This window comes from Propionispira arboris (assembly GCF_900109225.1).
In the GTDB taxonomy this organism is placed as follows: Bacteria; Bacillota; Negativicutes; order Selenomonadales; family Selenomonadaceae; genus Propionispira; species Propionispira arboris.
Map to the genome: position 1 here is coordinate 46,590 of NZ_FNZK01000009.1, position 26,351 is coordinate 72,940.

Annotated in this window: 21 protein-coding genes; 14 read left to right on the forward strand and 7 right to left on the reverse strand. The window is 38.5% G+C overall.

Features of this window, described 5'->3' with window-relative positions:
* Positions 1 to 7 precede the first annotated feature (7 nt).
* The gene (yiaK, locus tag BMY14_RS10105; RefSeq protein WP_091831402.1) at positions 8 to 1,012 is read right to left on the reverse strand and encodes a 3-dehydro-L-gulonate 2-dehydrogenase; all 1,005 of its coding nucleotides are present in this window, start codon (positions 1,010 to 1,012) and stop codon (positions 8 to 10) included.
* A gap of 231 nt (positions 1,013 to 1,243) precedes the next feature.
* Between yiaK and BMY14_RS10110 the strand changes: the two genes are divergently transcribed.
* Entirely contained in the window at positions 1,244 to 2,071 is an 828-nt protein-coding gene (locus BMY14_RS10110) for a helix-turn-helix domain-containing protein (protein ID WP_091831404.1), read from the forward strand.
* A gap of 65 nt (positions 2,072 to 2,136) precedes the next feature.
* Here the strand turns inward: BMY14_RS10110 and BMY14_RS10115 are convergent, their stop codons facing one another.
* Genes BMY14_RS10115 through BMY14_RS10125 form a run of 3 tightly spaced genes read right to left on the reverse strand, consistent with a single transcriptional unit; the run spans position 2,137 to position 5,167 of the window.
* Complete coding sequence (locus BMY14_RS10115) at positions 2,137 to 3,486, reverse strand: AMP-binding protein (protein ID WP_091831406.1); 1,350 nt, start codon at positions 3,484 to 3,486, stop codon at positions 2,137 to 2,139.
* Positions 3,486 to 4,628 (reverse strand): thiolase family protein, encoded by a 1,143-nt coding sequence (locus BMY14_RS10120; protein ID WP_091831408.1) that lies wholly within the window; start codon positions 4,626 to 4,628, stop codon positions 3,486 to 3,488. The genes BMY14_RS10115 and BMY14_RS10120 overlap by 1 nt, the downstream gene beginning before the upstream one ends.
* A 5-nt stretch (positions 4,629 to 4,633) precedes the next feature.
* Positions 4,634 to 5,167 (reverse strand): biotin transporter BioY, encoded by a 534-nt coding sequence (locus BMY14_RS10125; RefSeq protein ID WP_019553510.1) that lies wholly within the window; start codon positions 5,165 to 5,167, stop codon positions 4,634 to 4,636.
* A 229-nt stretch (positions 5,168 to 5,396) separates the two neighbouring features.
* On the opposite strand from BMY14_RS10125, the gene BMY14_RS10130 reads away from it, so the two are divergent.
* The 10 genes from BMY14_RS10130 to BMY14_RS10175 all read left to right on the forward strand — a co-directional run bounded on the left by BMY14_RS10130 (position 5,397) and on the right by BMY14_RS10175 (position 18,347).
* Positions 5,397 to 7,079: a glycoside hydrolase family 13 protein gene (locus BMY14_RS10130; protein WP_091831410.1), complete on the forward strand. Its 1,683-nt coding sequence runs from the start codon at positions 5,397 to 5,399 to the stop codon at positions 7,077 to 7,079.
* A 419-nt stretch (positions 7,080 to 7,498) separates the two neighbouring features.
* On the forward strand, positions 7,499 to 9,115 hold the full coding sequence (locus BMY14_RS10135) for a hypothetical protein (protein ID WP_091831412.1): 1,617 nt from the start codon (positions 7,499 to 7,501) through the stop codon (positions 9,113 to 9,115).
* Between the two features lie 114 nt (positions 9,116 to 9,229).
* Complete coding sequence (locus BMY14_RS10140; RefSeq protein ID WP_091831414.1) at positions 9,230 to 10,018, forward strand: HAD family hydrolase; 789 nt, start codon at positions 9,230 to 9,232, stop codon at positions 10,016 to 10,018.
* 182 nt (positions 10,019 to 10,200) lie between these two features.
* Positions 10,201 to 11,703 carry a purple acid phosphatase family protein gene (locus BMY14_RS10145; RefSeq protein WP_091831416.1) on the forward strand — a complete coding sequence of 501 codons (1,503 nt, stop codon included), beginning with the start codon at positions 10,201 to 10,203 and terminating at the stop codon, positions 11,701 to 11,703.
* 90 nt (positions 11,704 to 11,793) lie between these two features.
* Positions 11,794 to 12,933: a YibE/F family protein gene (locus BMY14_RS10150; RefSeq protein ID WP_091831418.1), complete on the forward strand. Its 1,140-nt coding sequence runs from the start codon at positions 11,794 to 11,796 to the stop codon at positions 12,931 to 12,933.
* A gap of 206 nt (positions 12,934 to 13,139) precedes the next feature.
* Positions 13,140 to 13,625 (forward strand): hypothetical protein, encoded by a 486-nt coding sequence (locus BMY14_RS10155; RefSeq protein ID WP_091831420.1) that lies wholly within the window; start codon positions 13,140 to 13,142, stop codon positions 13,623 to 13,625.
* The gene (locus tag BMY14_RS10160) at positions 13,615 to 14,397 is read left to right on the forward strand and encodes a 6-carboxyhexanoate--CoA ligase (RefSeq protein WP_091831422.1); all 783 of its coding nucleotides are present in this window, start codon (positions 13,615 to 13,617) and stop codon (positions 14,395 to 14,397) included. Before BMY14_RS10155 ends, BMY14_RS10160 begins: the two co-directional genes overlap by 11 nt.
* On the forward strand, positions 14,385 to 15,575 hold the full coding sequence (gene bioF, locus BMY14_RS10165; RefSeq protein ID WP_091831424.1) for an 8-amino-7-oxononanoate synthase: 1,191 nt from the start codon (positions 14,385 to 14,387) through the stop codon (positions 15,573 to 15,575). Before BMY14_RS10160 ends, bioF begins: the two co-directional genes overlap by 13 nt.
* Positions 15,576 to 15,818: 243 nt before the next feature.
* Positions 15,819 to 17,540, forward strand: a complete 1,722-nt coding sequence (locus BMY14_RS10170; protein WP_091831426.1) for a methyl-accepting chemotaxis protein — start codon at positions 15,819 to 15,821, stop codon at positions 17,538 to 17,540.
* Between the two features lie 171 nt (positions 17,541 to 17,711).
* The gene (locus BMY14_RS10175) at positions 17,712 to 18,347 is read left to right on the forward strand and encodes an NAD(P)-dependent oxidoreductase (protein ID WP_091831428.1); all 636 of its coding nucleotides are present in this window, start codon (positions 17,712 to 17,714) and stop codon (positions 18,345 to 18,347) included.
* 123 nt (positions 18,348 to 18,470) lie between these two features.
* Here the strand turns inward: BMY14_RS10175 and ablB are convergent, their stop codons facing one another.
* Positions 18,471 to 19,361: a putative beta-lysine N-acetyltransferase gene (gene ablB, locus BMY14_RS10180; RefSeq protein WP_091831430.1), complete on the reverse strand. Its 891-nt coding sequence runs from the start codon at positions 19,359 to 19,361 to the stop codon at positions 18,471 to 18,473.
* Positions 19,358 to 20,653: a lysine 2,3-aminomutase gene (kamA, locus tag BMY14_RS10185; RefSeq protein WP_091831432.1), complete on the reverse strand. Its 1,296-nt coding sequence runs from the start codon at positions 20,651 to 20,653 to the stop codon at positions 19,358 to 19,360. Before kamA ends, ablB begins: the two co-directional genes overlap by 4 nt.
* Before the next feature lie 219 nt (positions 20,654 to 20,872).
* On the opposite strand from kamA, the gene mrdA reads away from it, so the two are divergent.
* Complete coding sequence (mrdA, locus tag BMY14_RS10190; protein WP_245741364.1) at positions 20,873 to 22,678, forward strand: penicillin-binding protein 2; 1,806 nt, start codon at positions 20,873 to 20,875, stop codon at positions 22,676 to 22,678.
* A gap of 89 nt (positions 22,679 to 22,767) precedes the next feature.
* Here mrdA and BMY14_RS10195 read toward each other — a convergent pair whose 3' ends face one another.
* A complete protein-coding gene (locus tag BMY14_RS10195; protein WP_091831434.1) occupies positions 22,768 to 23,388 on the reverse strand; it encodes a GntR family transcriptional regulator in 621 nt (206 codons plus the stop codon).
* Between the two features lie 341 nt (positions 23,389 to 23,729).
* On the opposite strand from BMY14_RS10195, the gene BMY14_RS10200 reads away from it, so the two are divergent.
* Together BMY14_RS10200 and BMY14_RS10205 are read left to right on the forward strand one after the other, a co-directional pair.
* Entirely contained in the window at positions 23,730 to 24,479 is a 750-nt protein-coding gene (locus BMY14_RS10200; protein ID WP_091831436.1) for a GDSL-type esterase/lipase family protein, read from the forward strand.
* Positions 24,480 to 24,554: 75 nt separating this feature from the next.
* Entirely contained in the window at positions 24,555 to 26,297 is a 1,743-nt protein-coding gene (locus BMY14_RS10205; protein WP_091831438.1) for an APC family permease, read from the forward strand.
* The last annotated feature ends 54 nt before the right edge of the window (positions 26,298 to 26,351 follow it).

A 26,351-nucleotide genomic window follows, 5' to 3' on the forward strand; every position in this document is an offset into this window, starting at 1 on the left:
AAAACATTTATAGTTTGAGTATTTCCTGCCATACATTTTCATCGGCGGGAATTCCTTGTTCCATATTTTCACGGCGTGTTTTTGCAGCTAATTCGCCAGGAAAGTAAATTTCTCCGCCTTCTTTTACTGGTTCGGAAGCTTTTATATAGGCAATCGTTTCATTTAGAGTTTGTTCGACAAAAGTCTTTGTTCCAGCGGCATAAGGGTCAATAACGACAAAAATTTGACTGCAGCCGCCGCAGCTTCCTTCATGGACTTTATCAATCCCAGAAGTAGCCAAACCATTCGATAAAATTGCAGCTACGGTATCAAGTAAAATAGCAAATCCAGATCCTTTCCAGTAACCTGTTGGCAAAATTCGCATCGATTCCTCAATAAGGCCAGGGACACTGGTTAGGTTGCCGTCTTTATCATAGCCGCCTGGTACGGGCAAAAGCTCATTTTTAAGTCTTGTCACTTGCAGTTTACCATAAGAAAATTGTGACATAGCCATGTCTAGGACAATATTTCCCTCAGTTCGCGGCAGTGCCATTACAAAAGGATTATTACCAACCCGGGTGTTTTTTGCGCCCCAAGTCGGCATGCAAGATTCTGTATTGGTCCAGCAAATCCCAGCATAGCCTTGATTGGCTGCATCCCAGCCATATGTACCGCCGCGCATCCAGTGCGTGGTGTTGCGTAACGTAACAAGTCCAATACCAAATTTTTTGGAAATTTCAATGGCACGATTCATAGCAAATTTTGCATTCAGTATGCCAGGACCGCGATTCCCGTCATAGTTTTCGATAGCTCCCGCATTTAAAAATAAAGTAGGCTCAGCATTTATATCAACCCAGCCTTTTTGTACGTAATCAACAAATCGAGCCACACGATTTAGACCATGGGAATATACCCCGTCGCGACTTGACTCGGTATGGACTTGTGCACAGATATCCGCCTTTTCTTCCGACATTCCGACTTTCAAAAAAACTCGCTTTACTTCTGCTTTCATTGTTTCAAAAGGTATTCTCATTTTATTTTCCTCCACTCATAATTTGATTTAATGAATTAAAATTTTCCCGGCATATTGACGGGTATCTATTTATCTAATATAACTGTTTTATTTTTATGAATAATCTAATAATTTAATCTCTGTACACAAAATATCAATCATTAGACTACTATTAATCTACATCTTATAGAATGTTTTGAACATATATTATATAATTATATTTGTACTATCTCACTATTTATGGAGGTGCTTATGTCTGGTTTGTCGCCTGAATATTTATTAGAAAACATGTTTCTCCAAATTACGTATGCCGCGGAACGAAAATGTACTCCCGATTGGAAGCTCGAGGGAAAAACCATTTATGACAGACATAATTTAATTTTAGTTTATGATGGTGAAGCCAAGCTGGTTTGTAATCAAAAAAGTTATACTGTTAAAAAAGGAGATTTGGTCTATTATCGTCCGGAAGATTATCGATTAGGGAGTACCAGTTCCCCAAATTTGATGAAATGTTTTACCGTTGATTTCTTTTACACGCATCCAATTTTTAGTGATAATCAGTGGATTCAGACAGATAATCCTCTTCCTTTTTGCACGGTAGAAAACATTTCGGATCATTTTTTATACTCCCGCATCGCCGAATTGTTTTCCAGTTTCATAAAAACATGGTTTTTTAGCGATTATAATCGAATGATACGGGCTAAAGCTATTTTTATGGAAATTTTGTCACTGCTGCTCTATTGGAAAACAACCACAAATTTCAACTATGACCACATAAGAAAAATAGAAACTTTACTTCATTTTATGTCCCAAAATTATTGCAGCAAAATTACATTAAAGGATCTTGCTGATAAAATTAATATTAGTCCAACCTATCTGGAAAATATTTTCAAAAAGATCACTGGGAAATCACCGATTCACTATCTAATCCATTTGCGGATTCAAAAAGCCAAAGAACTTTTACTCGATGGTCACACAATTTCTGTTGTTGCCACAAAAGTTGGGTTCAGTGATGTTTTTTATTTCAGTAAATGTTTTAAAAAATGTGAAGGAGTCGCCCCTTCACATTTTTTAAAATGATAGGGGTATGAATTTAATGCAAAAAAAATAAGGGTAAGGGGAGTACGAAATCCCCCTGCCCTTATTTATAAGAGTGCTTTTAATTTTTTCCGGTCAACTTTACCGGAATCGTTTAGTGGTATTTCATGGATGAAGATAAATCTTTTTGGTATCTCGACCGCCATCAGCGTGTCTTTTATCATGGAGCGAATCGAATCTTTTTTGACCTTACCATCGGTAACAAGAAACGCGGCTGCTTCATTGCCCCGTTTATCATCTTGATAGGCAATGACGGCAATGTTCTTGATGCCGGGTATTTTTTTGAGTGCCTCTTCGATTTTTATGCAGCTTATTTTGAAGCCGCCTTTGTTGATCACATCTTCTTGTCTGCCTAAAAATATTAAGTGTTGATTTTCAGCAAAATAACCTCGATCATACACCGTATAAGGCAAGTCGATCCCTTCGATATGATACGGTGTATCAACATAGATAAACCCTTCTTTGATCGATACGGTTACGCCGGGAAATGGTTTGCCTACGCTTAGCGGGTTCGTTAGTAGATCCTTATATTCGAGATAGGTAATGTAATTTAATTCGCTGGCGCCATAATAGAGAATGATGTTGGAATTGATAAATTTTTCTTTTAAGGTAAGGGCCATCGAAGAAAATAAGAGCTGTGAACCGGTGAAAATCATCGTTACACTTTTACTTGGTTCATGGATGAATTTGACGAATGCTTTTAATTTGGCTGGTACAAGGTAAATCGTCGTTACTTGAAATTCGTTTATTTCGTTCAGCCAGGTTTTGCAGTGGAACACATCGGTTAATACGATTGAGCCGCCTGCATATAAAACAGAAAGAATGGCATTGAGATTTCCGGTAAAACTTAAACTGCCATGCATAAATAAAATAGTTGAAGCATCTATGCTAAAAATTTTATTTTGTGTAGGAAAAAATCCGGCCCAGCTTTCATAGGAACGAAAGAGGACTTTAGGGACATCGGTTGAGCCAGAGCTTAATACTCCCATACAAATAGTAGACGTGGTACTTTGTTCTTCTTCAACCTCAGTCGTTAATAAAAAAGCTTCGGGTATCGTTTCAACCTTGACAAGAAAATCAAAATTCGGGTTTTGATCCGATAGGATATATTTTATCTGATTTTTAATTATCATTTTTTTTAAGGACTCAATAGGGAGACTATAATGCGATAAAATGGGAATATTCCCGGATTTCATGGCCGCAAAAAAAGCGGTGACTTGAAAAAGTAAATTGTTAGAATAGATAAGCACAACAGAGTGTCTTAGTTGTATTTGATCACCTAAGCAATTTGCCGCCCCAAATAGATCTTCATAAGAATAATTGTTTTGATTGAGCCTTACAAACAGCTTAGTTTTGTTTTTATATGACATTTCTTTCAATAATGTAAAATAATTCATTAAGCCTTCATCCTCTTGATTAAAATTGCGGAACCTAATCCGCCTGCTCCGGCAATCGAGCAAACACCATAAAGTCCTTTTGTGTATTCCAGAGCTTTTAATAGATGAAGCATAATGATTCCTCCGGACGCTCCATAAGGATGTCCATAGGCTAAGGCACCGCCCAAGATATTATAACGGTCAACAAGCTTTGGATATACACGCTCAAATAATACATCAATCACAGCGAAGGCTTCATTAAATTCAAAATTTGCAATATCGTTGTATTTTAAATGGGCGCTTGTTAGCAGTTTATCCACTGCTTTCATTGCTGATAGCGGGCTGTATAAAGGATTGGTTCCAATGGAGCAGGTGTGCATGATTTGTGCGAGGGGGGCTCGTCCCTTTTTTTTAAGAAATTTTTCGGAAGCAAGGACAATAAAAGCTGCTCCATCGTTGATCAGACATGAGTTGCCAGCGGTTATTAGCGTATTTTCCCCGAGTAGTAATGGCAGGCGGTCTAATAACTTTTGACTCATGTGTTCGCGAATACCTTCATCTTTGGTGCTGCCATATAGAGGCAGGATCACATCGGCAAGTTGGTTTTGATTTTTGGCAGCTTTGGCATGGGCATGACTTTCTAATGACCAAAAATCAAGCTCGGCTTTTGTTATTTTTTCTTTTTGTATGACTCGCTGCGCGCCTTCGAGCATGGCAAGGTCACTGTTTTCGTTTGGTGAGAATTGTGCCACCATATACTGGGCATGACCATCGCTATAACGACTGTCATTTTTCACATAGCTGCGAAGCGGCTGGAGTGAACTACTTTCCATGCCGCCAGCAATGATCAAATCACATTGGCCGCTTTGAATTTTGGCGAAGGCAACATCGATGCTCATGCAAGCTGAAGAGCATTGCATATCAATTGTAAAAGCAGGGACTTCTTCGCTAATACCTGCTTTTAATGCCATTAAACGGGTAATATTTCCGCCTGTTCCAACGGCATTGCCGCCAATGATTTGGTCGATGGTGTCGAGTTGATATTTTTTGATCAATTCTTTTAAGAGGTCAGCTGCTAAGTCTTCCGGCTGTACATTTTTGAATATACCATTTTTGAGTCCGATATGGCTTCGCATACCACCTAGAATATAAACATTTTCCATTTTATTTATCCTCTTTGACTTGCAAAAATTTTATTCAACTTAACTCCTAAATAAGCAGCAATTCCAGATTTGACGATATCACCGATAATGAAAGGAAAAACTGCCACCACCAGTGTAGAAAAGATATCTAAATTTTGCACGAGACACATTGAAATGGAACCACCTATATAAATAACAGGCATTCCGATAAAAACAGCAACCGCCATATAGCGTTTGAAATCAGGGGTTTTTCCTTTTAAGAGACTCATTAAAGGTACGGCTAAAAGATAACCGAAAATAAAACCACCAGTCGGTCCGAATAATTTACCAGGGCCGCCCATTCCTCCTACGAAAATAGGCAGACCGGCTGTTCCAAGTAAGATGTATACGGCAAGGGTCAGAAAGGCCTGTTTTGGCGTTAACACAAATGCGACCAGGTTTACTACGACCGTTAATGCGGTCAGCATAGCGGCGGTAAACGGCAGTGGAATCGATATGTAAGCGGATACGCTTAAGAGTGCTACACAGATTGCTATTTTGGTTAAAACTCTTGTATTCATGGTAATCAAGCTCCTACTTTTTTATACTATTCTTCATTATACCTATGTCAGGTTAAACCGTCAACCAAATGCGATTCGAACGGTTGACGAATTTATTTTTGCTGTCTATTGGTTTATGATAAAAAAGGGACATTCATTTTTCCTTCATAAAGTGTTATAGTGTAGATAACACAAGAACAGTATTTATTGAAATAATATCCCACGAATAATGCAGTGAGGAGCTGGTATCATGGAAAAAACATGGTGGAAAGAAAGTGTAGTTTATCAGATTTATCCGCGCAGTTTTTATGACAGCAATGGTGACGGCATTGGTGATTTGCGGGGGATTTATGAAAAACTTGATTATTTAAAGGATCTAGGGGTTGATGTACTATGGCTGTCACCGGTATATCAGTCACCAAATGATGATAATGGGTATGATGTCAGTGATTATCAGGCGATTATGCAAGATTTTGGTACGATGGCGGATTGGGATGTTTTAGCAAAAGGAATTCATGATCGTGGCATGAAGATTGTTATGGATTTAGTGGTAAACCATAGTTCTGATGAACATAAATGGTTTATTGAATCTGCATCATCCAAAGACAATCCAAAACGTGATTATTATATTTGGCGTTCAGCAAAAAATGGAAGGGAACCAAATAATTGGGAGTCATTTTTTGGTGGGTCAGCCTGGCAATATGATTTAAAAACGGATGCTTATTATTTACATTTGTTTTCGAAAAAACAACCGGATTTAAATTGGGAGAATCCAGCCTTGCGTAAGGAAATTTATGCTATTATGAACTGGTGGCTGGCAAAAGGAGTCGATGGCTTTCGGATGGATGTCATTAATTTCCTCTCAAAAGTACAATCTTTGCCAGATGCTTCAACTGTAGCTGGCAGAACTTATCAGGCAGGCGGGCAGTTTTTTATCAACGGGCCGAGAATTCATGAATTTTTACAGGAAATGCATGCAAACGTATTGACGAATTATGATATTTTAACGGTTGGTGAGATGCCAGGGACGAGTGTTGAAGATGCTATATTATATACAGGCCAAGATCGACATGAACTGAACATGATTTTTCAGTTTGAGCATATGGATTTGGATCGTGCCGATGAGGACAAATGGCACTCTAAACCATGGAACTTTTTGGAACTGAAACGAATTATCAGTAAATGGCAAATCGGGTTGGCAGGTCGAGGCTGGAATAGTTTATATTTGAATAATCATGATACGCCGCGTATGGTCAGTCGCTTTGGCAATGACAAAATTTATCGGGTGGAGTCGGCGAAAATGCTGGCAACGTTTAATCATATGCTTCAAGGGACACCGTATATCTATCAGGGGGAAGAACTTGGCATGACCAATGTGAAATTCTCGTCGATTGAGGATTATCGTGATATTGAAATTTTGAATATGTACCAGGAAAAAGTAATAGAATGTGGTGAGGATAAAGAAGCTGTTATGGAAGCTATTTATCGTAGTGGCCGGGATAATGCGCGGACGCCATTTCAATGGAATCAGGAAGAAAATGCCGGATTTACAAAGGGAAAACCATGGATTGGTGTGAATTCGAACTATAAAGAAATCAATGCGGAAGCTGCTAAACGTGATGAGAATTCCATTTATTATTATTATAAGCAATTGATTGAATTGCGGAAAACACATGAAATTATTGTTTACGGATCGTATCGACTTCTTTTGGAAAATGATGGGAAAATTTACGCGTTTATGCGCGAATTTGGAAAAACAAGATGGTTGGTTGTTTTAAACTTTTTTGCTCATGCTGTGACTTTCCATTTACCAGAGGATATTTCGTATACGAAAGCTGAATTTGTGATTGGTAATTATAAGGATGATATACAAGAAAATATCGATCGGATTTGCTTGAAGCCATATGAAGCCTGTGTGTATAATCTGCTGTAAATAAAAAATTATTTGCCTGTATTTTCCAAAATCAAAGAGAGATCAAAGAAATGAATTGTAAACTATACTATATAAGTTGTATTAAATATTTTATATGGCAGACGAATAAGCTGGATGTCATTTATTTAATGCGGTATCCATAAAATTTATTATGAGTGGAGATCATGTATATGAAAATTATAGCAATGTTAATGTTTTTTAGCATGCTGCTTACTTTTACAAGTATATCGAGAAGTATGAAACTGAGTGAAGTGAATGCGGTTATCAAAAAGAAATAATTGGATGCATCGTTAAAACATCCTATAAAAAGACATGTTTTATGTCTTTTTTATAGGATGTTTTTTTTCGAGCATTTTTGCATACGATCTGTTAAAATAAAAAGATATTCTGTAATGCTCATAGCAAAGGAGACAATGCACTTGAAGAAAGTGAAGTTTTTGGTGAATATATGTATTATTTTCGGTCTATTGTCCTGGGTGGCTTTTTACTCAAATACAATGTGGCCCGAAAAACAGAGTCCGGGAATTTTTCAAGTTGTCGCGCAAGATGGGACAGATGCAGTGATGCAGGATGATGTACAAAAAACAGCGGATCTATTTAATCAGGTTTTGCAGGCAGATATGAAGGTTACATTAAATAGGGACATCAAAATTTTCATCTGTCCAACCAAGGAGCAGTATGCAGCTGTTTTGCAAAAAGAATTTCATATGAAAGAGAAAAATATTGATCGAGAAGCGCAAGTAACGGGCGGTATGGCAAATGCCGACCTGAAAGTCGTTGCGCTAAATGGTTATTCGAATAATATGCGTTTGTCACAAAATCGCGTAGCTACCATGGGACATGAACTATTTCATCAGGTACAGGCACAGTTATCACATGATAAAGGTGATAAAGCTTTGCGCTGGCTGACGGAAGGTACGGCTGATTATATGGGTGCTCGTATGGCTGAGAAAAGTGGCTATTTACCGATGCGGCAATTTCCGGTCGAGCGCATCAATGCTTTGCGCAGTAAAAGCGACCAGCTAGATCCAGGCGAGGTGTTTCATGCGAATAAGGATCAATGGGTAAAACTTATGGAAAAGGACGAATCATCCTATCGTATCGCGGATTTGATGGTGTTTTATCTGCTTGCCTCTGTACCAGATAATCAAAAATATGAATTAATTGCTGCATATTTTAGGGAAGTAGGTCAACTGGGAAATGGTGAAAAAGCATTTGAAAAAGTTTTTCAAAAAAAGCCGGATGTATTTTTAAGTGATTTTGAAGCATGGTTTTCCAATCAGCTGTCTGAGCCTACCACGCTGCAAATTGTTCGACAAGATGGTGTATCGGCTGCTTATTATGAGGATGTTGAAAATAGTGTTGTGCTAGCACGGCAGTTTTTAAAAAATCAGTGGGGTGGTGATCTGCGTGCTTCCCAAAAAATCATCCTTACAAATGAAGCAGAATATCAAAAGACGCTGCAACGTGAATTGGGTCTGAGCCCGGCAGAGGCTGAAAAACGGGCCGGCAAAAGCCTTTATTATAATTATGGGCATACCGTTGTTTTAAATATGACGAGTTTATCTCATAAAGAGCAGCGTGTTTTTGTGCCAGCTATGATCTTGATTAGTTATTTTCAAGAACAAATCGCAGCACAAGAACAGTTAGCAAAGCTGACCTGGTTTAGTAATGGAAGTATCTATGTTACAGCGGCTTACACCGTTGAGTCAGCAGGTCTGGCCAATTTGAATATGTATAAAAAAACATGGTTTCGCCTATTGGCAAAAGCAGATACAAGACCAAGTTTGCTAGAATTGGAAACGGCTGATGGCTGGGAAAATGCCGTGAAAACCTATGGCGAAGGTACGGTTGATGAAGTCGCTGAATTGGCCGCTTGTTACTTAGTGGATACGTATGGTGTGGCTTCAATTCATAATTGGACACAACAGGTTCAAGCTACAGGTGATGCTGAAAAAGCTTTTACTGAAGTATATGGTATGACACCGACAGAATTTGATGTTGTGTTTGAGGCATATTTAGCGAAACATTTATAAAGGAACAAGTAAGAGGAGCCGGTTTATTTTCTTTTGTGTGACCGTACTGGTATTATGGGGACAAACCCTATATAATAGAATATATATAATCATAGGAAAAAGTGAGGGTAATGTATGAAAAAAGCGGTTTTCTTTGATGTGGATGGCACATTGATTGATATAAGCAAAGGCATGATGACGATGAGCGCTAAAACAAAAAAAACCATTCGTCAACTGCAGGATGCGGGGCATTATACTTTTATTGCTTCAGGCAGACCATTTGCTTTTTTAGATAAAGAAATCACTGAATTTGGCTTTGATGGATATGTATTGATGAATGGTGCAGCCGTTATCATGGGAGATCAGGTGCTTTATAAAAAACCACTGGATAAAGCTTATGTAGCAAGCACTTGTAAAAAGTGTGATGACCATCAAGTGGAATATATATTGCAAGGGACGAAACATGTTTATTTAAAGCCGGAATTCAAACAGCTTGACGATTTTTATGAAGATATTGAAATAGCAAAAAATCGGTTTGTGTATGATTTTGATGCGAGAAATTTAGATGTTTATAAAATGGAATTTATTTCGAAGAATGAAGACGGATTGGATGTCTGTATGTCGTTTGTGAATGATAAAATGGAATTCATGACCGATCCACGTCATAAGCTGAACTTTGAACTTTATGCGAAAGCACAAACAAAAGCGACAGGCATTCAGCGGGCTTTGCAGGCTTTGGATATTCCGCTGGAAAACAGTTATGCCTTTGGCGATGGTAAAAATGACAAGGAAATGCTGGCGGCTGTAGGGTACGGCTTTGCTATGGATAATGCAGATGCTTCACTGAAAAAAATTGCGGATTATACAGTGGCTTCTGTACATCATGATGGTGTGGCGCAAGGTATCTTAGAATATATACTCTAAAAAATATTGATTCAGCAGGCGGTGAAAATGAATTTTTTGCCGCTTTTTTTAATGCGTTTATTTGGTCTGTAATCTTTACAATAAGATAACAAAATCATAACCATTTCTAGTACGTAACAGCGTATGATAAAAACTAGTACCATCGTAGTCCAGTTTAAATATAATTGGAGGGAAATGGAAATATGAAAACAAAAAAAAGGATTTTGACAGCGGCCATTTTTGCGGCGATCAGTTTGGGAACTTTGACTAGTTTTGCAGCTACGGAACATTGGAATGATGCTTCATTAACGCCACAAGCTGTGACAAAAACACAAGTGTCTGCAGATACGGATTGGCAAGCTTGGAAAGCTGCCTGGGATGATACAAAAACAAATCATGAGCAGGTTTCACTGTCTCCTGGGAGTGATGCGAGCCAGTTGAATTTTGCCTGGTATTCAAAAATGGATGGGGCGCAGGTTCGTGTGGCGAAAGATGTTTCGATGAAGAATGCAAAAGAATTTTCAGGAACATCCGAGACTGGGTCTGTTGTAGAAGGCATTCAATATTATGCGAATAAAGTTGTTGCTGACGGATTTAAGGCGAATCAGACTTACTGGTATCAAGTGAAGATTGATGGAACTTGGCAGAAACCGCAAGAGTATAAAACCAAAAGCTTGTCAGATTTTTCTTTTTTGTTTGTCGGTGATCCACAGATCGGTGCTTCGGCAGGGCAGGTTCCTGTAGGCGGTGACCAAAAACAAAATTCGGAGTTAGCCGCACGAAATGATGCTTATAACTGGAATAAAACATTAAATGCAGCGCTTACGCAGCATCCTGAAATCAGCTTTATGATTTCGGCGGGTGATCAAATAAATGAAGTGGCAAAAAATAATACACCGGATGAGATCAAGCAGCAAGAATATCAATATTCAGGATACTTATCAGCTGCGGCACTTCGTTCTTTACCGGTTTCCACAACGATTGGTAATCATGATTCTTTGACAAGAGGGTATCAGAACCATTTTAATACACCGAACCCTTTTAAAGAAGAACAGAGTCCAACTGCAGCTGGACATGGCTATTATTATAGTTACGGCAATGCCTTGTTCATTGTCCTTAATACAAACAATTATAATGCAGCCGACCATAAAGCTCTTATTGAAAAGGCTGTTGCCGCTAATCCAAAGGCTAAATGGCGTATTGTGATGATTCATCAGGATATTTATGGTTCAGGACTGGATCATTCAGATTCAGATGGAATCATTCTTCGTACACAGCTTACCCCGATATTTGATGCAAATCATATTGATGCTGTTTTGCAGGGGCATGATCATACCTATGCAAGAACGTATCAGTTAACGGGGGACAGCAAACAACATCAGGTCTTTGATAAGACGGTAGATCTAAAAAATGAGCAGACACGGGCGGATTTTTTAACACAAAATAATTGCTATAATATTGCTGATATGCGTCAGGGAAAAGTTACGAATCCGAAGGGTGTTTTCTATATGACAGCCAACTCTGCTACGGGATCGAAATATTATGAGTTATTGCCAATCCAGCAGGATTATATCGCAGCTCGTAATCAGAGCTGGCGTCCAACGTATTCGGTGGTCAATATTACAGCAGATACATTCGCTATTACAACGTATGATGTAGGAACAGGTAAGGCAATTGATGATACGTACAGTATCGTAAAAAAATAAAAAATATTATTTTCAGTAGGAGAAGCTGCGGTAAAGTGATGAAACTTTATCGCAGCTTTTTGGAAATTCAGGAGATAGGATCGATGGTAGATGAGATTTAATAGATTAAAGCATAAACGTATTTATGTATGGCTGGGAACGATGGCTATATTGGTTGGCTTGGCAACTTTTTTATATATTTTTCAGCAAGTGGAAAAACCGGTTTTGGTGAATACGGGCGGACGAACTTTTGAAAATGCGACGGTACTGGATATACTGGAAGATAATATGCAGGAAAACGGCATGCGGATCGGGGACCAGAAAGTACGGCTTCAGATTGATAGCGGTGTGCTATCGGGGAAAACGGTTGAAGCGACAAGTGCAAATGGATTTTTGTTTGGTGCAGCCTGCGTTGTAGGCGAGAAAGTCGTTGCCATCGTCAGTTTAGCCGGAGATAGTCAAATGGTTACTGTTTATAGTGTAAACCGTGCTTTGCCAATTTATGCTTTTATTGGTTTTTTCCTTTTGTCACTTTGTGTGATCGGTGGTAAGAAGGGGATGAAGTCAGCGGGGGCTTTGATTTTCACGATGGTTTGTATCGTATATCTGTTTTTACCAATGCTGGTTCGCGGTATTTCTCCGTTCTTGGCAGCCAGTATAACTGCTGTGGTTACAGTAACTGTGAGTCTGAGCTTGATTGGCGGTTTTAATCGTAAGACGCTAGCGGCAATCCTTGGTACATTTTTTGGTGTTGTCATTGCCGGAACCTCAGCCGCTGTTTTTGGTTATTTTGCCAGTATTTCAGGCTATAATGTTTCTAATATTGAAGCATTGCTTTTTGTGGGGCAAAATACGAAAATCGATATTGGTGGATTGTTGTTTGCGGGTGTCTTAATTGCGACATTGGGGGCGGTAATGGATATAGCTATGGATATTGCGGCAGCGGTCAGTGAAGTACATGATAAGACACCTCAGCTTACCAGACGGCAGCTTTTTGAAAGCGGTATGAATGTAGGGCGTGACATCATGGGAACGATGGCGACCACCTTGATTTTGGCATTTACGGGAAGTTCATTAGGTATTCTAGTCCTGAATTATGTTTATGATCTACCATATCGACAGGTCATAAATTCAAATTCGATGGGCATTGAAATTATGCAGGGGATTTCCGGCAGTCTGGGCGTTGTTTTCACTGTACCGATGGTGGCTGTGATGGCTGCACTTTTATTGAAAAAAGCCAGTGCAGAATAAAGAAAAATAAAAGTCAATTGTAAACCATTTTAAAAAAACGGTTTACAATTGACTTTTACAATTTTTTCTTTTATAATTCAGATTGGTAGACTCAAGGTTGCTAATTTCGTAAGGGCGATCATGGCGCTAATTAGCGTATCTATAATTATAAGATATTGGTCAACCTTATTTAAAAATAAGGTTGACCAATATGGGGGGATGTTTTTATGAATCTAAGAAATATGACTACCACTGCGTTACTTGCGGCACTTATTGCAATTTCAGGTTCGTTCAAAATCCCAGGGTTTATTCCTGGAACTGAATTTCAACTATCGGCGCCTTTAGCTGTAGCGATTTGTGCAGTTTATGGGTTTCAACGGTATTTTATTGCGGGTGTTATAGCTAGTACGCTTGTTCTTCTGTTGGGGACACAAACTGTTTTAAATGTGGCAATTGCATTATTGTTTCGGGTTGTTATTGGAATCGTTTTTTATTTGGGGGGGACATCGTTGTTTGTTATTGTTATTGCGGGCCCGATCGCTTCCTTTATCGCTCGTTTAGCTTTTATAGGAATTATAGGGCAGGCAGGCTGGATTGTTATTTTTGCAGCCATTCCTGGCATGATTTATACAGCTTTGGCAGCTTGGCCGCTTACGTTGGTATTACGTCGAGTTAGACAAACCGCAGAAAGGATGCTTACAAATGTTGTATAGCGTTAAAATGCGTTCAGCGAAAGGTGGAGCACATGAATTGGGTGGAAAGCATATTTCTGGTGCGGAACGTATTGTAAATCAAGAAGAAATTGAAAGAAGTGTCCAAGCCATGATCGAAAGAGCATTTCAACATGAGCGTGGCTGCGCTGATTTTATTAATTTAAAAATTGAACAAATTGTACCGCAGAATATTGTTTATATTAGGCAGCTGGCAATTTCCACGCTTGCAGCGGATACGATGTTATCAGGGCGTAATGCTGCAGTGGAAAAACTTATAAATTCGGGGGTAACGAAAGCGGCAGCGCTATCGGGGATAGAACAATTAGCTGGACTCAGTGAAAGTATGCATGGAGCGATGCTGTTATCTTCAACGACCGGGCAACGGCTGGATGCAGCGGCACAACGAGGAATTCGAGTCAGTAATATGGATGTTGCAGATTTGCCTGCCTATAGAATGGTGCTTAGAAATTGTGGCTTGCTGGATATGCATGTTCGTGAGGCTGTAGTTTTGGCTTCTAAAGTTCAATCTGCAGCAGGTGTCATAGCTGAACTTTGCTGGTCGGACGATCTGACCTATACAACAGGCTATGTAGCCAATAAATCGGGGTATTATAGAATACCACATTTAAAATTGTTGAATAGTCCAAATGGCGGACGGGCATTTTTTATTAAACCCGATACGAACATCGAAGTATTGGTTTCTTATTTGGAAAATACACCTGTTTTAATCAGACCACAAGAGAAAGTGGGCTGTAATCTATGCAAAAATTAACACAGATAAAAACGCAGCTGCTTAACATGCATGCGGAAGCTGTTTTACGTCAACTTCATGAATTTCATTTTGTTGATCCTGTGCATGTTTGCATAAAAAATGAAAAATATCTATTGATGGCATCTAATAATTACTTGGGGTTGACGCATCATCCGGCAGTTAAAGCAGCGGCAGCTGCTGCTATAGAGGAATATGGTACAGGTTCAGGTGGATCCAGGCTGACGAGTGGTAACCATCCGCTTTACGGACGATTGGAAAAGGATATCGCCCGGTTTAAACAGACGGAAGCTGCTTTAATATTTAATTCTGGATATATGTCGAATATCGGAGTAATTAGTGCTTTAGCCAATACAGCTGCAGATGTTATTTTTAGTGATGCTTTAAATCACGCGAGCATTATTGATGGTTGTCGTTTAGCAAGAGCAAAAACGGTTATCTATCCACATAATAATATGGTGGCGTTGGCAGAGTTGCTTAAAAATACACCTTGCAGCGGGCAGCGTTTTATTATAACGGATGGTGTATTTAGCATGGATGGGGATATTGCTTGTCTGGAGAAAATCGTTTATTTAGCAGGAAAATATGATGGCTTTGTGATCGTAGATGATGCACACGCTACTGGCGTTATTGGCAGTGGTGGCCGGGGATCAGCAGCTTATTATGGACTTAGCGGAAGGGTTCATCTGGAACTTGGCACCTTGAGTAAGGCTTTGGCTTCTGAAGGTGGATTTGCAGCGGGCAGTCAATTGGTTATTAACTATCTGATTAATAAAGCCAGAAGTTTTATTTTTTCGACTGCTTTGTCCCCGGCAACGCTTGCTGCAGCTAGTGCTGCCTTGCAGATTTTATTGACAGAGCCATATCGAGTGGAAAGACTGGCTTTGAAGGCGGCTGCGATGAAGGATAAATTAAGGCTGGCTGGTGTTCCCCTACTGAAAAGTGAGACACCGATTATTCCAATTCTAATTGGTGCTGCTTCACAGGCTATGGACTTTACCGAAAAACTTTATGCTGAAAAATTGATTGTGTCAGCAATTCGTCCACCGACGGTTCCTGTCGGAAGCAGTCGATTGCGCTTGACGATGACGGGTGCGCATTCAGCAGCAGATATAGATAAAGCCAGTGCTATTATAATTCATACTGCAATAAAAATGGGACGGGTGAAACCTTTTGCCTAATAAGATTTTTACAAAAATGGAAATAAATCTCTGGTGATACTAGCTGTCACTGGGGATTTTTTTTACTTTTTTTAGTTACAAAAAAAGTAAAAACACAAACAAGGGACTTTATTCCTATTAATAAAAAGACTTGAATTTTATATACTTAACTATATTGTTTCAAAATGTCATGGAATAACAGTTAATTTGTCTTAACATTCAGAAATGAACAGTAGGACTTATGTATAAATAGGAGGGGTTTATTTGAAGTTGTTGAATGATCTAAATGTAGCAAAAAAACTGGCACTACTGATTTCGATTTTTATAGTTGGTCTGGTTGCAGTATGGGTTACGGGGTATGTTTCTTTAAACAAAACGAATGAAAATATGGAATCCATGTATAGCAAGAATTTTGCGGCCGTTAATTTATTAACTGAAAATCGCAATCATGCTCGTGCAATTGAGTCCAATATGTTTGCTATGATTTTGGCAAAAGAGCCACAGGATATCCAAAAATTGCAGGATGATATTACAAAGCGTGGTCAACAGTTTGATGAAAATTTAAGTGCGTATGAAAAACTTGGCTTATCAGGTGATGAACAGACGAGTTTGAAAAATGTACGTGAAGATCTAGTGAAATATCGCGAAGTTCGCAAAAAAGTTTTAGAACTTGCAGCACAAAATAAAGACGAGGATGCATATCGCTTATATCAACAGCAAGGCGATCCATTATCGAAAAAATTTAGCCAGGATCTTTTAGCAATGAGCGATAAGGCGAAACAACAAGCGGCGGCAACGAATGAAGATAGTAAAAAGGATTTTACGGGAGCGAATATTACCTTTAGTGTTATTGTGTTATGCTCTATTTTCTTAGGTCTTATTTTGGGTATTGTTATTGCCAAACGCATTGCAATGCGACTAAAACAAGCGGTAGGGTTTTTAGAAGAAATTGCTCAAGGTGATTTTTCTCGGGACGTTCCAGCTGATAGTTTAGCTGATAAAAGTGAATTTGGTGTTTTATCAGCAGCCGTAGATCGTATGAATAAAAATGTTAGGGCCTTGATTCAAAAATTAGCGCAGGCCTCGGAACAACTCGCAGCTTCTTCGGAAGAACTGACAGCCAATGCCGAACAGTCGGCTCAGGCGTCCAATCAGGTAGCTGGAGCTGTAACAGCCGTAGCGCAAGGTGCTGAGCAGCAATTGCATTTGGCTAATGAAGCCAATACAGCAGTCGAAAATATAGCAAAAGCAATGAATCAGGTTTCTGATAATACGCTAGTGGTTTCCACTTCATCAGAAAAAACAGCAGAAACGGCTAATAAAGGCGGCGAAGCAATTCGTAAAGCAGTTCACCAGATGTCGATTATTGAAGAAAAAACAAAAAGCACATCGGGTGTCATCGGTGAACTGGAAGCCAAATCCAAGCAAATTGGCCAAATTGTTGAAGTGATTGCAAGTATTGCAAGCCAAACGAATCTTTTGGCTTTAAATGCAGCCATTGAAGCAGCTCGAGCGGGTGAGGCTGGTCGCGGCTTTGCTGTTGTGGCGGAAGAGGTTCGAAAATTAGCTGAGCAATCGCAGGAAGCGGCGAAGCAAATCACTGGATTGATCAATGAAGTACAGGAAAAAACGGATAATGCTGTTACTTATATGGGTGATAGTCAAAATGAAGTCAATCGAGGTGCGGAAGTCGTTAAGGCAGCTGGTGATAATTTCAGTGCGATTTTGCTGATGGTTAGTGAAATGACAAAAGAAATTCATGAAATTTCCGCATCCCTGCAAGAAGTTACCAGTGGTACGCAGCATGTTGTAACTTCTGTAGAAAATATTGATAAGGAAAGTCAGAAAACGTCTGAACAGACACAGAATATATCGGCGGCGACCGAAGAACAATCGGCAACAATCGAAGAAATTGCTTCGGCCAGTGAGCATCTGGCACAGATGGCGGAAGAATTACAGCAGTCAATCAGAAAATTTAAAGTATAATCGTATATTAATTTTTTACAGTGCAGTCAAATTGTCTGCACTGTATTTTTGTAAATTCAACAGTATTATTTTGATACTATGGCACTTTGGAGTGTCTACTTCCCATAAGGGGCTAATTGCGTTATCATTGTATTTATAAGATAGAAATACACAATAAAGGAGCTTATGAATATGAAAATTGCAATTATTGGCGCGAGCGGCAAGCAGGGAAATATGATTTTAAAAGAAGCCGGCACAAGAGGTTTTGAGGTTACGGCAATTGTTCGGGATAAAACTAAAATTACAGATGCAGTAACGATAGTAGAAAAGGATTTATTTCAGTTAACGGCAGCAGATTTAAAACAGTATGATGTTGTCGTTGATGCTTTTAATGCACCACCTGGAAAAGAAGAACTTCATCAAAGCGCATTGGCTCATCTGACGAAAATTTTTGAAGAATTACCGTCGGTGAGGCTTATCGTTGTTGGTGGAGCGGCGAGTTTGTTTGTTGATCCAGATAAGAAAGTTCGTTTACTGGATACAGAAAATTTCCCCAAAGAATATTATCCAACGGCATCGAATATGGCGGAAGCTTTTAAAAAATTACAACAAAGCAGTATTCAATGGACGTTTTTGAGCCCGGCCGCATATTTTGATTATGCAGGCAAACGTACTGGATCTTACAAGCTGGGGGCAGATAATTTGATTGAAAATGCAGCGGGTGAAAGTTATATATCCTATGCGGATTATGCGATTGCTCTTGTTGATGAGATTGAAAAAAAAGCTCATATTCGTAAACGCTTTACGGTTGTTGGTGAAAAAGCATAAAAAACAAAAAGGTCTCTTGTTATCAATATAAAGATGATAACAGGAGATCTTTTTGTTTTTGTGCTATATATAATGCATTAAAGAACTTGCATCTAGACTATTAAGCTGCCAGAAATGGGGTTGTTAGTTTATTTTTTTTGACCAAATATTCATATTTTCAAATTGCCCGCAGATATGGCAATTGTTTATCAGGCAGCCATAGTAGTTATACATATTATGAAAAAAAACGCTGTTCATTCCAACGGAACTGGCACGCGCTATAGAATACAATGTTATAAGCTGTAGTTGTTTGGCCTCGCTTTCGAGGCTTTTGACTAAATGTGACATCAGACCTTTGCCGGAATGCTTTTTTATAGTAGCACAGTCAGTAAGTTCAGCACTGCTGGTTCGTTGGTCTACATCAATTGATGCAGCACTAATGATTTTATTTTGATACAGCATTATCTTAAAAATAGAAGTTTTTTGCATGATTTTTTCTAGATAGGTATGGTCATTCATTGGTGATGGATACGTTGAAAAAACACTGGTGTATAAATTGGAAAGTTCAGGAATTGAGACGGGGTCAGCTGTTTTAATGGTATATTCAGATGGTAAATCTCTGCTTGTGTGAGGACTTTCCTGAACCTTTTTCAATAAAGCTTTTTCAATAAGGCGATGATTTGATTCCTGTCTTTCTATATTGGTGAATTTTGCTAAGTGAAAACCGGGTTCACCCTTAAAAAAAGATGGATGAAGTGCTTCCAGCAAAAAATCGCGAACAAATAAAGCTTCCCAATCTTTTTGTTTTGCAACGATAATGATTTTGTATAGATTGTGTTTTTGGGCAGTTGTTTCTAAGAATCCAACAAAATCATCATAGTTTTCACAGGTATAGTCTTCGATTTTTAGTCTATTATTTACAAAATCTATAAAGAAGAGAACTTTAAAGGTGTCCGTTTCTTGGGTTGCGTGATAGCTTAGCTGATGGGCTTCATCTAAAAGTTTATCGATTGGTTCCTTTTGTGCTAAAATCATACTTTTTGTCCTTTCTGCTTAAGCGGGTGAAAGATTTTTCTGCGCTTTTCACGATTGTTGTCGGTAGGAATCAGACTGATTTTTTTATCGGAAAACAATTTGCCGATGCCGATTTTGCTGCTTTTACTTTTATATTCTTCACAGAGTCCGCATTCGTGGCACTTGCTTTGTTTATGAGTTGATTCTGCATAGGTGGAAATGATACCCTCATAATTACGCAGTATTACTTTTTTTTCGGATCGGGATATTACATATTGTGGTCCAACCGGAATTTTTCCACCTCCACCAGGTGCATCTATGACATAAGTCGGTACAGCAAAACCTGAGGTATGTCCGCGCAGCATTTCCATAATTTCAATTCCTTTGGAGACAGATGTACGAAAATGATCGATACCGTTTGATAAATCACATTGATATAGATAGTAGGGACGAACACGCATTTGCACTAATAAATGTACCAGCTTTTTCTGTATATAAGAACAATCATTTACACCACGCAGCAGGACGGTTTGATTTCCTATAGGAATGCCGGCATCAGCAAGCTTTTCACAAGCAGCAGTGGATTCAGCAGTTACTTCATTTGGATGGTTAAAATGAGTGTTAACCCAAATTGGATGATATTTTTTTAGCATATTGCATAGTTTATCGGTAATTCGTTGTGGCATTACAACAGGGGTACGTGTTCCAAAACGAATAATTTCTACATGAGGGATTTTGCGAAGCCGTATTAATAGAGATTCAATAAATTCGTCACTTAGCAGAAACGGATCTCCGCCGGATATTAAAACATCGCGAATTACAGGTGTTTTGGCAATATAGTCGATAGCCGCAGTGATTTGGGCAGGGCTTCTTGCCTGATCTGTAGTACCGGCAAACCGTCTTCTTGTACAATGACGACAATACATGGCACATTGACTTGTAACTAAAAATAATACGCGGTCTGGATACCGATGGGTTATTCCGGGAACCGGAGAATCGGCATCTTCCGACAAAGGATCATCCAAATCGTAGACCGTGTTGACTAATTCGTCCATTGTCGGGATGGATTGTTTCCGAATGGGACAGTCAGGATTGGCGGTATCAATTAAAGATGCATAATAAGGCGTAATCGCCATACGCAGAGTTTTCAAACAATTGTTGACACCTTTTTCTTCACTGGGAGTCAAATCTATTTTATTTTTTAAGGAAGTTACGTCTGTAATTCTGTTTTTTACCTGCCAGTGCCAATCATTCCAGTCCTGATTTGGCACATCTTGCCATGCTGATATAAGTTTTTCTTTACATAAATACATTTTACAACGCATCCTTTCGTCAAATCTTTTTTTTTGATAAAAGTTGCGTTGAAATTCTAGATTGATTCATCTGGATAATTCCAACGCAACTAACAACTCTATTATACATTAAAAGCTGTTAGTTGTCAATTTGAGCTCTTATAAAGCCGTAAAGATTATTTACATAACTAGCACTTTATGATAATATTTAGGTTGTTAGTTTAGAGGGGAGACCCGTTTATGAAAGATTCAATGCAAGTTCGTTTTCGAGAAGCTATGATCCAAAAACGTTTAATGATTGTACAATGGATCGTTGTAAGTATAATTTTTCTGTTATTGGGACGTGTTGCTTTTTTACAAATTATTACAGGTCAATATTATGAAGGCTTGTCGGAAACGAATCGCATTCGGACTGTATCAATAGAGGCTCCGCGCGGTAAGTTTTTAGATGAAAATGGCAGTCTTTTAGTTTCGAATCGGCCGAGCTTTGTGGTTTCTGCGTGGTTGTTCCCACGTAACATTTCTGCAGATGAAATACAAAGATTAGCTGACATATTGCATATGGACTCGCTAGAAATTCAGGAAAAGATCCAACAGCCGCATAGTTTGCCATTTCTTCCAGTTAAGATAAAAGAAGATGTTGATTTGACAACGATTACGCAGATTGAAGCAAAGAAAGAAGAGTTTCCACAGATTGTTATAAAAACGGAGCCCATCCGAAATTACTTGTATGGTAATTTTGCCGCGCAAATATTTGGCTATACAGGAGAAATCAGCCAAAATGAATTAGCGAAAAATCCTACTGAGTATAAGAGCGGGGATCTTATTGGCAAATTAGGTCTTGAAAAAACATATGATGCATATATTCGGGGTAAAGCTGGAGCGGATCGAGTCGAAGTGGATGCCGGGGGACAAATGGTAAAACTCTTGCATCGGGTTTTACCGGTTCCGGGAAATAATTTGTTTTTGACAATAGATGCATCTGTCCAAAAAGCAGCCGAAGAAGCGGTAGATACGCAGCTGAAACTGCTGCAGACGCAGCATAAAACAAAAGCACAAGCCGCAGCCGTTGTAGTTATGAATCCGAATACCGGGGCAATTATTGCGATGGTAAGCAAACCGGATTTTAATCCGAATTTATTTAACGGAGGCATCTCTAAAAAAGCTTGGGATGTTATAATAAATAATCCATTTAATCCAATCGAAAATAGGGCGATTTCGGGAGAATATTCACCGGGATCTACGTTTAAAATTGTTACAGGTACTGCTGCTTTGGAACTTGGTAAAGTTACGACAGAAGAAAAAATTTTAGATACAGGCAAGCATTGGCTGATACCAAAGGGGAATGCGGATGGTGAGGCTTTGGGGTGGATCAGTTTCCAGGAAGCATTAGCAAAATCGGATAATGTATACTTCTATGAGATGGGCAACCGCGTGGGTATTGATAATTTGGCTCGTTATGCTTATTTATATGGATTGGGTAAACCAACGGGTATTGATCTGACGGGTGAAGCCAGTGGAATTGTAGCTAGTCAGGAATATAAGCAAAAAATATACGATGAACCATGGTATCTTGCCGAAACGTTTGATGCGGCAATCGGACAGGGCTTTCAATTAGTGACACCAATACAGATTGCAATGTTGATGAGTCAAATTGCCAATGGCGGTGATCGTTATAAACCGTTTTTGGTCGATAAAATTGTTTCGGATCAAGGGGAGATTGTGAAGCAGTTTTCTCCTGAAAAAACAGGACAGATTAGCATACAACCATCTACGCTCACGGCTATTCGTAATGCTTTGCATGATGTAGCCATGTCCGGCGGAACGGCATCTACGGTTTTTCAGGGATTTCCGATTCCAATTGCGAGTAAAACAGGGACAGTAGAAAATTCGCGGGGTGATGATCATGGTTGGTTTGTTGCTTATGCACCATTTGATAAACCAGAGGTTGTTGTGGCAGTTCTCGTTGAGCATGGTGGATATGGTACAGCATCCGCAGCACCGATTGTCAGAAAAATTTTAGAGGCTTATTTTAAAATACAATAAAATTTTTCGTTAGAAAAAGGGAAGACGAATTCAGCTGCTATAAAACAGTCAAATTTGTCTTCCCTTTTTTGCAGTTTTGTTTATTTACATCACATACAATGATTCTCATTCATAAAAGTTGCAACGGCACTTAATTTATCGAGTGTTCCGATGACAACAAGCCGATCTTCTTTTTGTAAAATATCATCTGGGTCAGGAGCTATCAATACTTGTGTGCCGCGGCGAATTGCTATAATTAAAGTTCCGGTTGACTGTCGTAAGTTTAACTCTCGCAGGGATTTGCCAATTGCTGTGGAATGTGGAGCAATTTGAATTTCCATTGGATTATACGGAGTAATGTTTTTTAACCGGTCAGAGTAATGCATAATCTCGTTGGTTACTTTATGAAATCTTTTATCAATTGACTCTTTTTCTTTTATTAACTGTTCTAGTTCTTGTTTTAAAGAGTAAGCTGCATCAATTTCTTGATGGTGCTCCAAGAGATGAGCTGCTTGTTGTGTGGAAAGCACAAGAACTTCTTTGCCCTGTGAGACAGATATAACATTATTTTCTTTTAATATGTAAATTGCTTTGCGAATCGTTTCCGGGGATACCTTGTATTGACTGGCCAATAAGGTTCTACCTGATATTTTAGTGCCTTCTAAAAATTCTTGGTTGACGATCCTTTTAGCGATATCAAGTGCGATAGCTCGATATACTGGTAAATTCATTTATGATGCCTCCACATAAAATAATTTTTCATGAAAATTGCCTTTGCTGAAACAGTTCATTATACATTATTTAAAAATAAAATTACAGAACTAAAATTTTTAAATTATATTGAGCATGTTAGAATTATCCAGGGCAATGGATTGGTAGATAGGTAAACTCATAAACATACCTCCATAAGATTAAATTCCATAAGAATAGTTTCTATTATACATTATTTTAGCGTTGAAAAATGTATTCATTAAAATAATTAAACTAAAAACCCGTATTCTTACAAGGAGATGTTAGAAGGTGTGTAGAATATAAAATATTTTAGAAATAAAATAAGGAGTGTTAATTTTTAATGAAAAAAACTTTTAGAAAAAGCCTGTGCATCGTTCTGGGGTGTTCCCTTGTATTTTTTATATTTACCAGAAATACAATTGCGGAGGGTGGCTGGAAAAAAGTAGAAAATAAATTTTATTCACAAATGGACGATCTCAGTCGTAGTGCGGATACACCAGCTTATCTTAGCTTACATTATAGAATTCGTAAGTTATATTTTGAAATGGATACACATGCGCTGCATCCGGTGGTTTTTTTAGGAGATAGTATGACAGACGAAGGAAAGTGGCATCAACTCTTTCCAAATGTGAATTTAGTAAATCGTGGCATTGGTGGAGACACCACATTGGGGGTACTCAATAGAATTGATCAAATTATTGCATTAGCACCACCAAAGATTTTTTTGATGATAGGCACAAATGATCTTTGCTTTAATCGGTCAATACCAGATACTATTAAAAATTATGATCAGATTTTGGCTGTTTTACACAAAGCTTTGCCGCAAACTAAAATATACATAGAAAGTGTTTTACCATTCAATGACAATCTCTTTCCATCCAGATATTTAAGAAACAATGAAAATATAAGCAGTCTGAATGTAGGTATTAAAAAATTAGCAGAAAAATATCAAGATCCATATATTGATATGGTAAAAGTTTTTTCCGATAAAAATGGACGATTACCAGCTGAAGATACAGTTGATGGTTTACATTTAAACGAAAAAGGATATTTAATTTGGCGTAATCAAATACAAAATTTAGTAATCTGACGGTACTAATTCATAAAATTGTATATTTACGGAATTTTGTATGATTTCCGTCAAAGAAATGAAGAGGTATTGATTATGGACACAAAAACAAAACGTGGATTAAGTGAATGGGAAGCAACGGCGATTTGTGGTAATGATATTACATCGTCGTGTCTGTATGTTTCAGCTTTAGCTATTTTGTATGCAGGCAAATGGGCGTGGGTCTCTTTGCTTATGGTTTCACTCGTATTATATTTTTATCGAAGCATTTATGCTGAAGTTGTCGGTGCTTTGCCGTTGAATGGTGGTGCTTATAATGCATTGCTAAATACAACTAGCAAATTTGTCGCTTCATTAGCGGCTTGTTTTACGTTGCTGTCATATATGGCAACAGCCGTTATCTCGGCAAACGAAGCGATGCATTATTTGCACATCTTGTGGCAAGGTTTGCCTATTTTTGAAGCTACAATTGTTTTATTGGCTCTTTTTATGTTGTTAACAATTACTGGAATGGGGGAGTCGGCTAAGGTTGCGGTTGTTATTTTTTTATTGCATTTAATTACAATTGCGATTTTAATTTTAGCGGGAGCTTTAACAATCTATCAAAATGGGTGGACTATCTTTCAAGTGAATTTTCAGATACCAACGGAAGGTAGTTTGACGATGGCTTTATTTTTTGGCTTTTCTGCGGCTATGCTGGGAATTTCTGGATTTGAAAGTTCTGCAAATTTTGTGGAAGAACAACAGAAAGGAGTCTTTCCAAAAACATTGCGAAATATGTGGATGGCAGTAACAATTATTAATCCGATAATAGCATTTTTGGCATTATCACTTTTGCCAATGCAGGGGATTGCGGCACATCAGGAAGCAATGCTTTCTTACATGGGGACTGTAGCAGGCGGTTCCTGGCTTTCTGGATTAATTGCTATTGATGCAGCTTTTGTCTTGAGTGGTGCGGTGCTAACATCGTTTATTGGCGTGACGGGTCTCGTACATCGAATGGTATTAGATCGGTGTTTGCCACAAATTCTATTAAAGACGACTCGTTATGGTACACAATATAGAATTATTATTGTCTTTTTTTTGCTGAGCGTATCGGTTTTGACCGTCACGAATGGGCAGTTGACAACGTTGGCAGGGGTATATACGATTTCTTTTCTATCAGTGATGGTGCTTTTTGGTGGAGGGAATTTACTGCTGAAAATTCGAAGAGAAGGCCTTTATCGATCGGAAAAAGCGAGCTGGGGCGGTGTTTTATTTGCTATGATAGCTGTAGCGGCAGCTTTGGTCGGCAATGTTTTTATAAATCCAGAGTATGTACTCGTTTTTTTAAAGTATTTTCTGCCAACGGTGATTGTTATCTTAATTATGTTGAATCGAATTTCTTTGCTTAAGGTTTGTTTGTTTTGTATCAAAGAAGTAAGTAGCAAGTTGACGTTGATAACAAAATATCTTTCCTCTTTTCTGCAAGAGAAAATTGATGATATAAACTCACAACAAGTAGTTTTTTTTACTCGTGGCGGAGAACTTGCTAATTTGAATTTAGCAATGATCTATATAAGAAATAATGAGAATACAAATCGTATGAAGATTGTAACGATACTGCCAAAAGGACAGGAGGTATCACCAATCTTGAAAAATGATATTGGATTTTTAGATAGAGCTTATCCGGAAATTAATATAGAATTTATTGTACAGTATGGTGAGTTTAATCCGCATTTAATTCAGGAACTTTCAAAAAAATGGTCTATTCCGGCGAACTTCATGTTCATTGGTTCGCCAAATGGTGCAATGAATTATAATTTGGCTGATTTTGGTGGAGTTCGTCTGATTATTTAACTGAGATCTTGACGATGATGAACAGAGCGTTTGGAAAAATAAAAAAGAGGTTTT

Excerpts from the sequence above, each read along its gene's own strand:
- BMY14_RS10125 (WP_019553510.1), bottom strand. The coding sequence starts at position 5,167 with ATGAATACAAGAGTTTTAACCAAAATAGCAATCTGTGTAGCACTCTTA.
- BMY14_RS10175 (WP_091831428.1), top strand. The coding sequence starts at position 17,712 with ATGAAAATTGCAATTATTGGCGCGAGCGGCAAGCAGGGAAATATGATT.
- bioF (WP_091831424.1), top strand. The coding sequence starts at position 14,385 with ATGCAAAAATTAACACAGATAAAAACGCAGCTGCTTAACATGCATGCG.
- BMY14_RS10130 (WP_091831410.1), top strand. The coding sequence starts at position 5,397 with ATGGAAAAAACATGGTGGAAAGAAAGTGTAGTTTATCAGATTTATCCG.
- BMY14_RS10110 (WP_091831404.1), top strand. The coding sequence starts at position 1,244 with ATGTCTGGTTTGTCGCCTGAATATTTATTAGAAAACATGTTTCTCCAA.
- BMY14_RS10155 (WP_091831420.1), top strand. The coding sequence starts at position 13,140 with ATGAATCTAAGAAATATGACTACCACTGCGTTACTTGCGGCACTTATT.
- yiaK (WP_091831402.1), bottom strand. The coding sequence starts at position 1,012 with ATGAGAATACCTTTTGAAACAATGAAAGCAGAAGTAAAGCGAGTTTTT.
- mrdA (WP_245741364.1), top strand. The coding sequence starts at position 20,873 with ATGAAAGATTCAATGCAAGTTCGTTTTCGAGAAGCTATGATCCAAAAA.
- kamA (WP_091831432.1), bottom strand. The coding sequence starts at position 20,653 with ATGTATTTATGTAAAGAAAAACTTATATCAGCATGGCAAGATGTGCCA.
- BMY14_RS10145 (WP_091831416.1), top strand. The coding sequence starts at position 10,201 with ATGAAAACAAAAAAAAGGATTTTGACAGCGGCCATTTTTGCGGCGATC.
- BMY14_RS10120 (WP_091831408.1), bottom strand. The coding sequence starts at position 4,628 with ATGGAAAATGTTTATATTCTAGGTGGTATGCGAAGCCATATCGGACTC.
- BMY14_RS10200 (WP_091831436.1), top strand. The coding sequence starts at position 23,730 with ATGAAAAAAACTTTTAGAAAAAGCCTGTGCATCGTTCTGGGGTGTTCC.
- BMY14_RS10150 (WP_091831418.1), top strand. The coding sequence starts at position 11,794 with ATGAGATTTAATAGATTAAAGCATAAACGTATTTATGTATGGCTGGGA.
- BMY14_RS10140 (WP_091831414.1), top strand. The coding sequence starts at position 9,230 with ATGAAAAAAGCGGTTTTCTTTGATGTGGATGGCACATTGATTGATATA.
- BMY14_RS10205 (WP_091831438.1), top strand. The coding sequence starts at position 24,555 with ATGGACACAAAAACAAAACGTGGATTAAGTGAATGGGAAGCAACGGCG.
- ablB (WP_091831430.1), bottom strand. The coding sequence starts at position 19,361 with ATGATTTTAGCACAAAAGGAACCAATCGATAAACTTTTAGATGAAGCC.
- BMY14_RS10115 (WP_091831406.1), bottom strand. The coding sequence starts at position 3,486 with ATGAATTATTTTACATTATTGAAAGAAATGTCATATAAAAACAAAACT.
- BMY14_RS10195 (WP_091831434.1), bottom strand. The coding sequence starts at position 23,388 with ATGAATTTACCAGTATATCGAGCTATCGCACTTGATATCGCTAAAAGG.
- BMY14_RS10160 (WP_091831422.1), top strand. The coding sequence starts at position 13,615 with ATGTTGTATAGCGTTAAAATGCGTTCAGCGAAAGGTGGAGCACATGAA.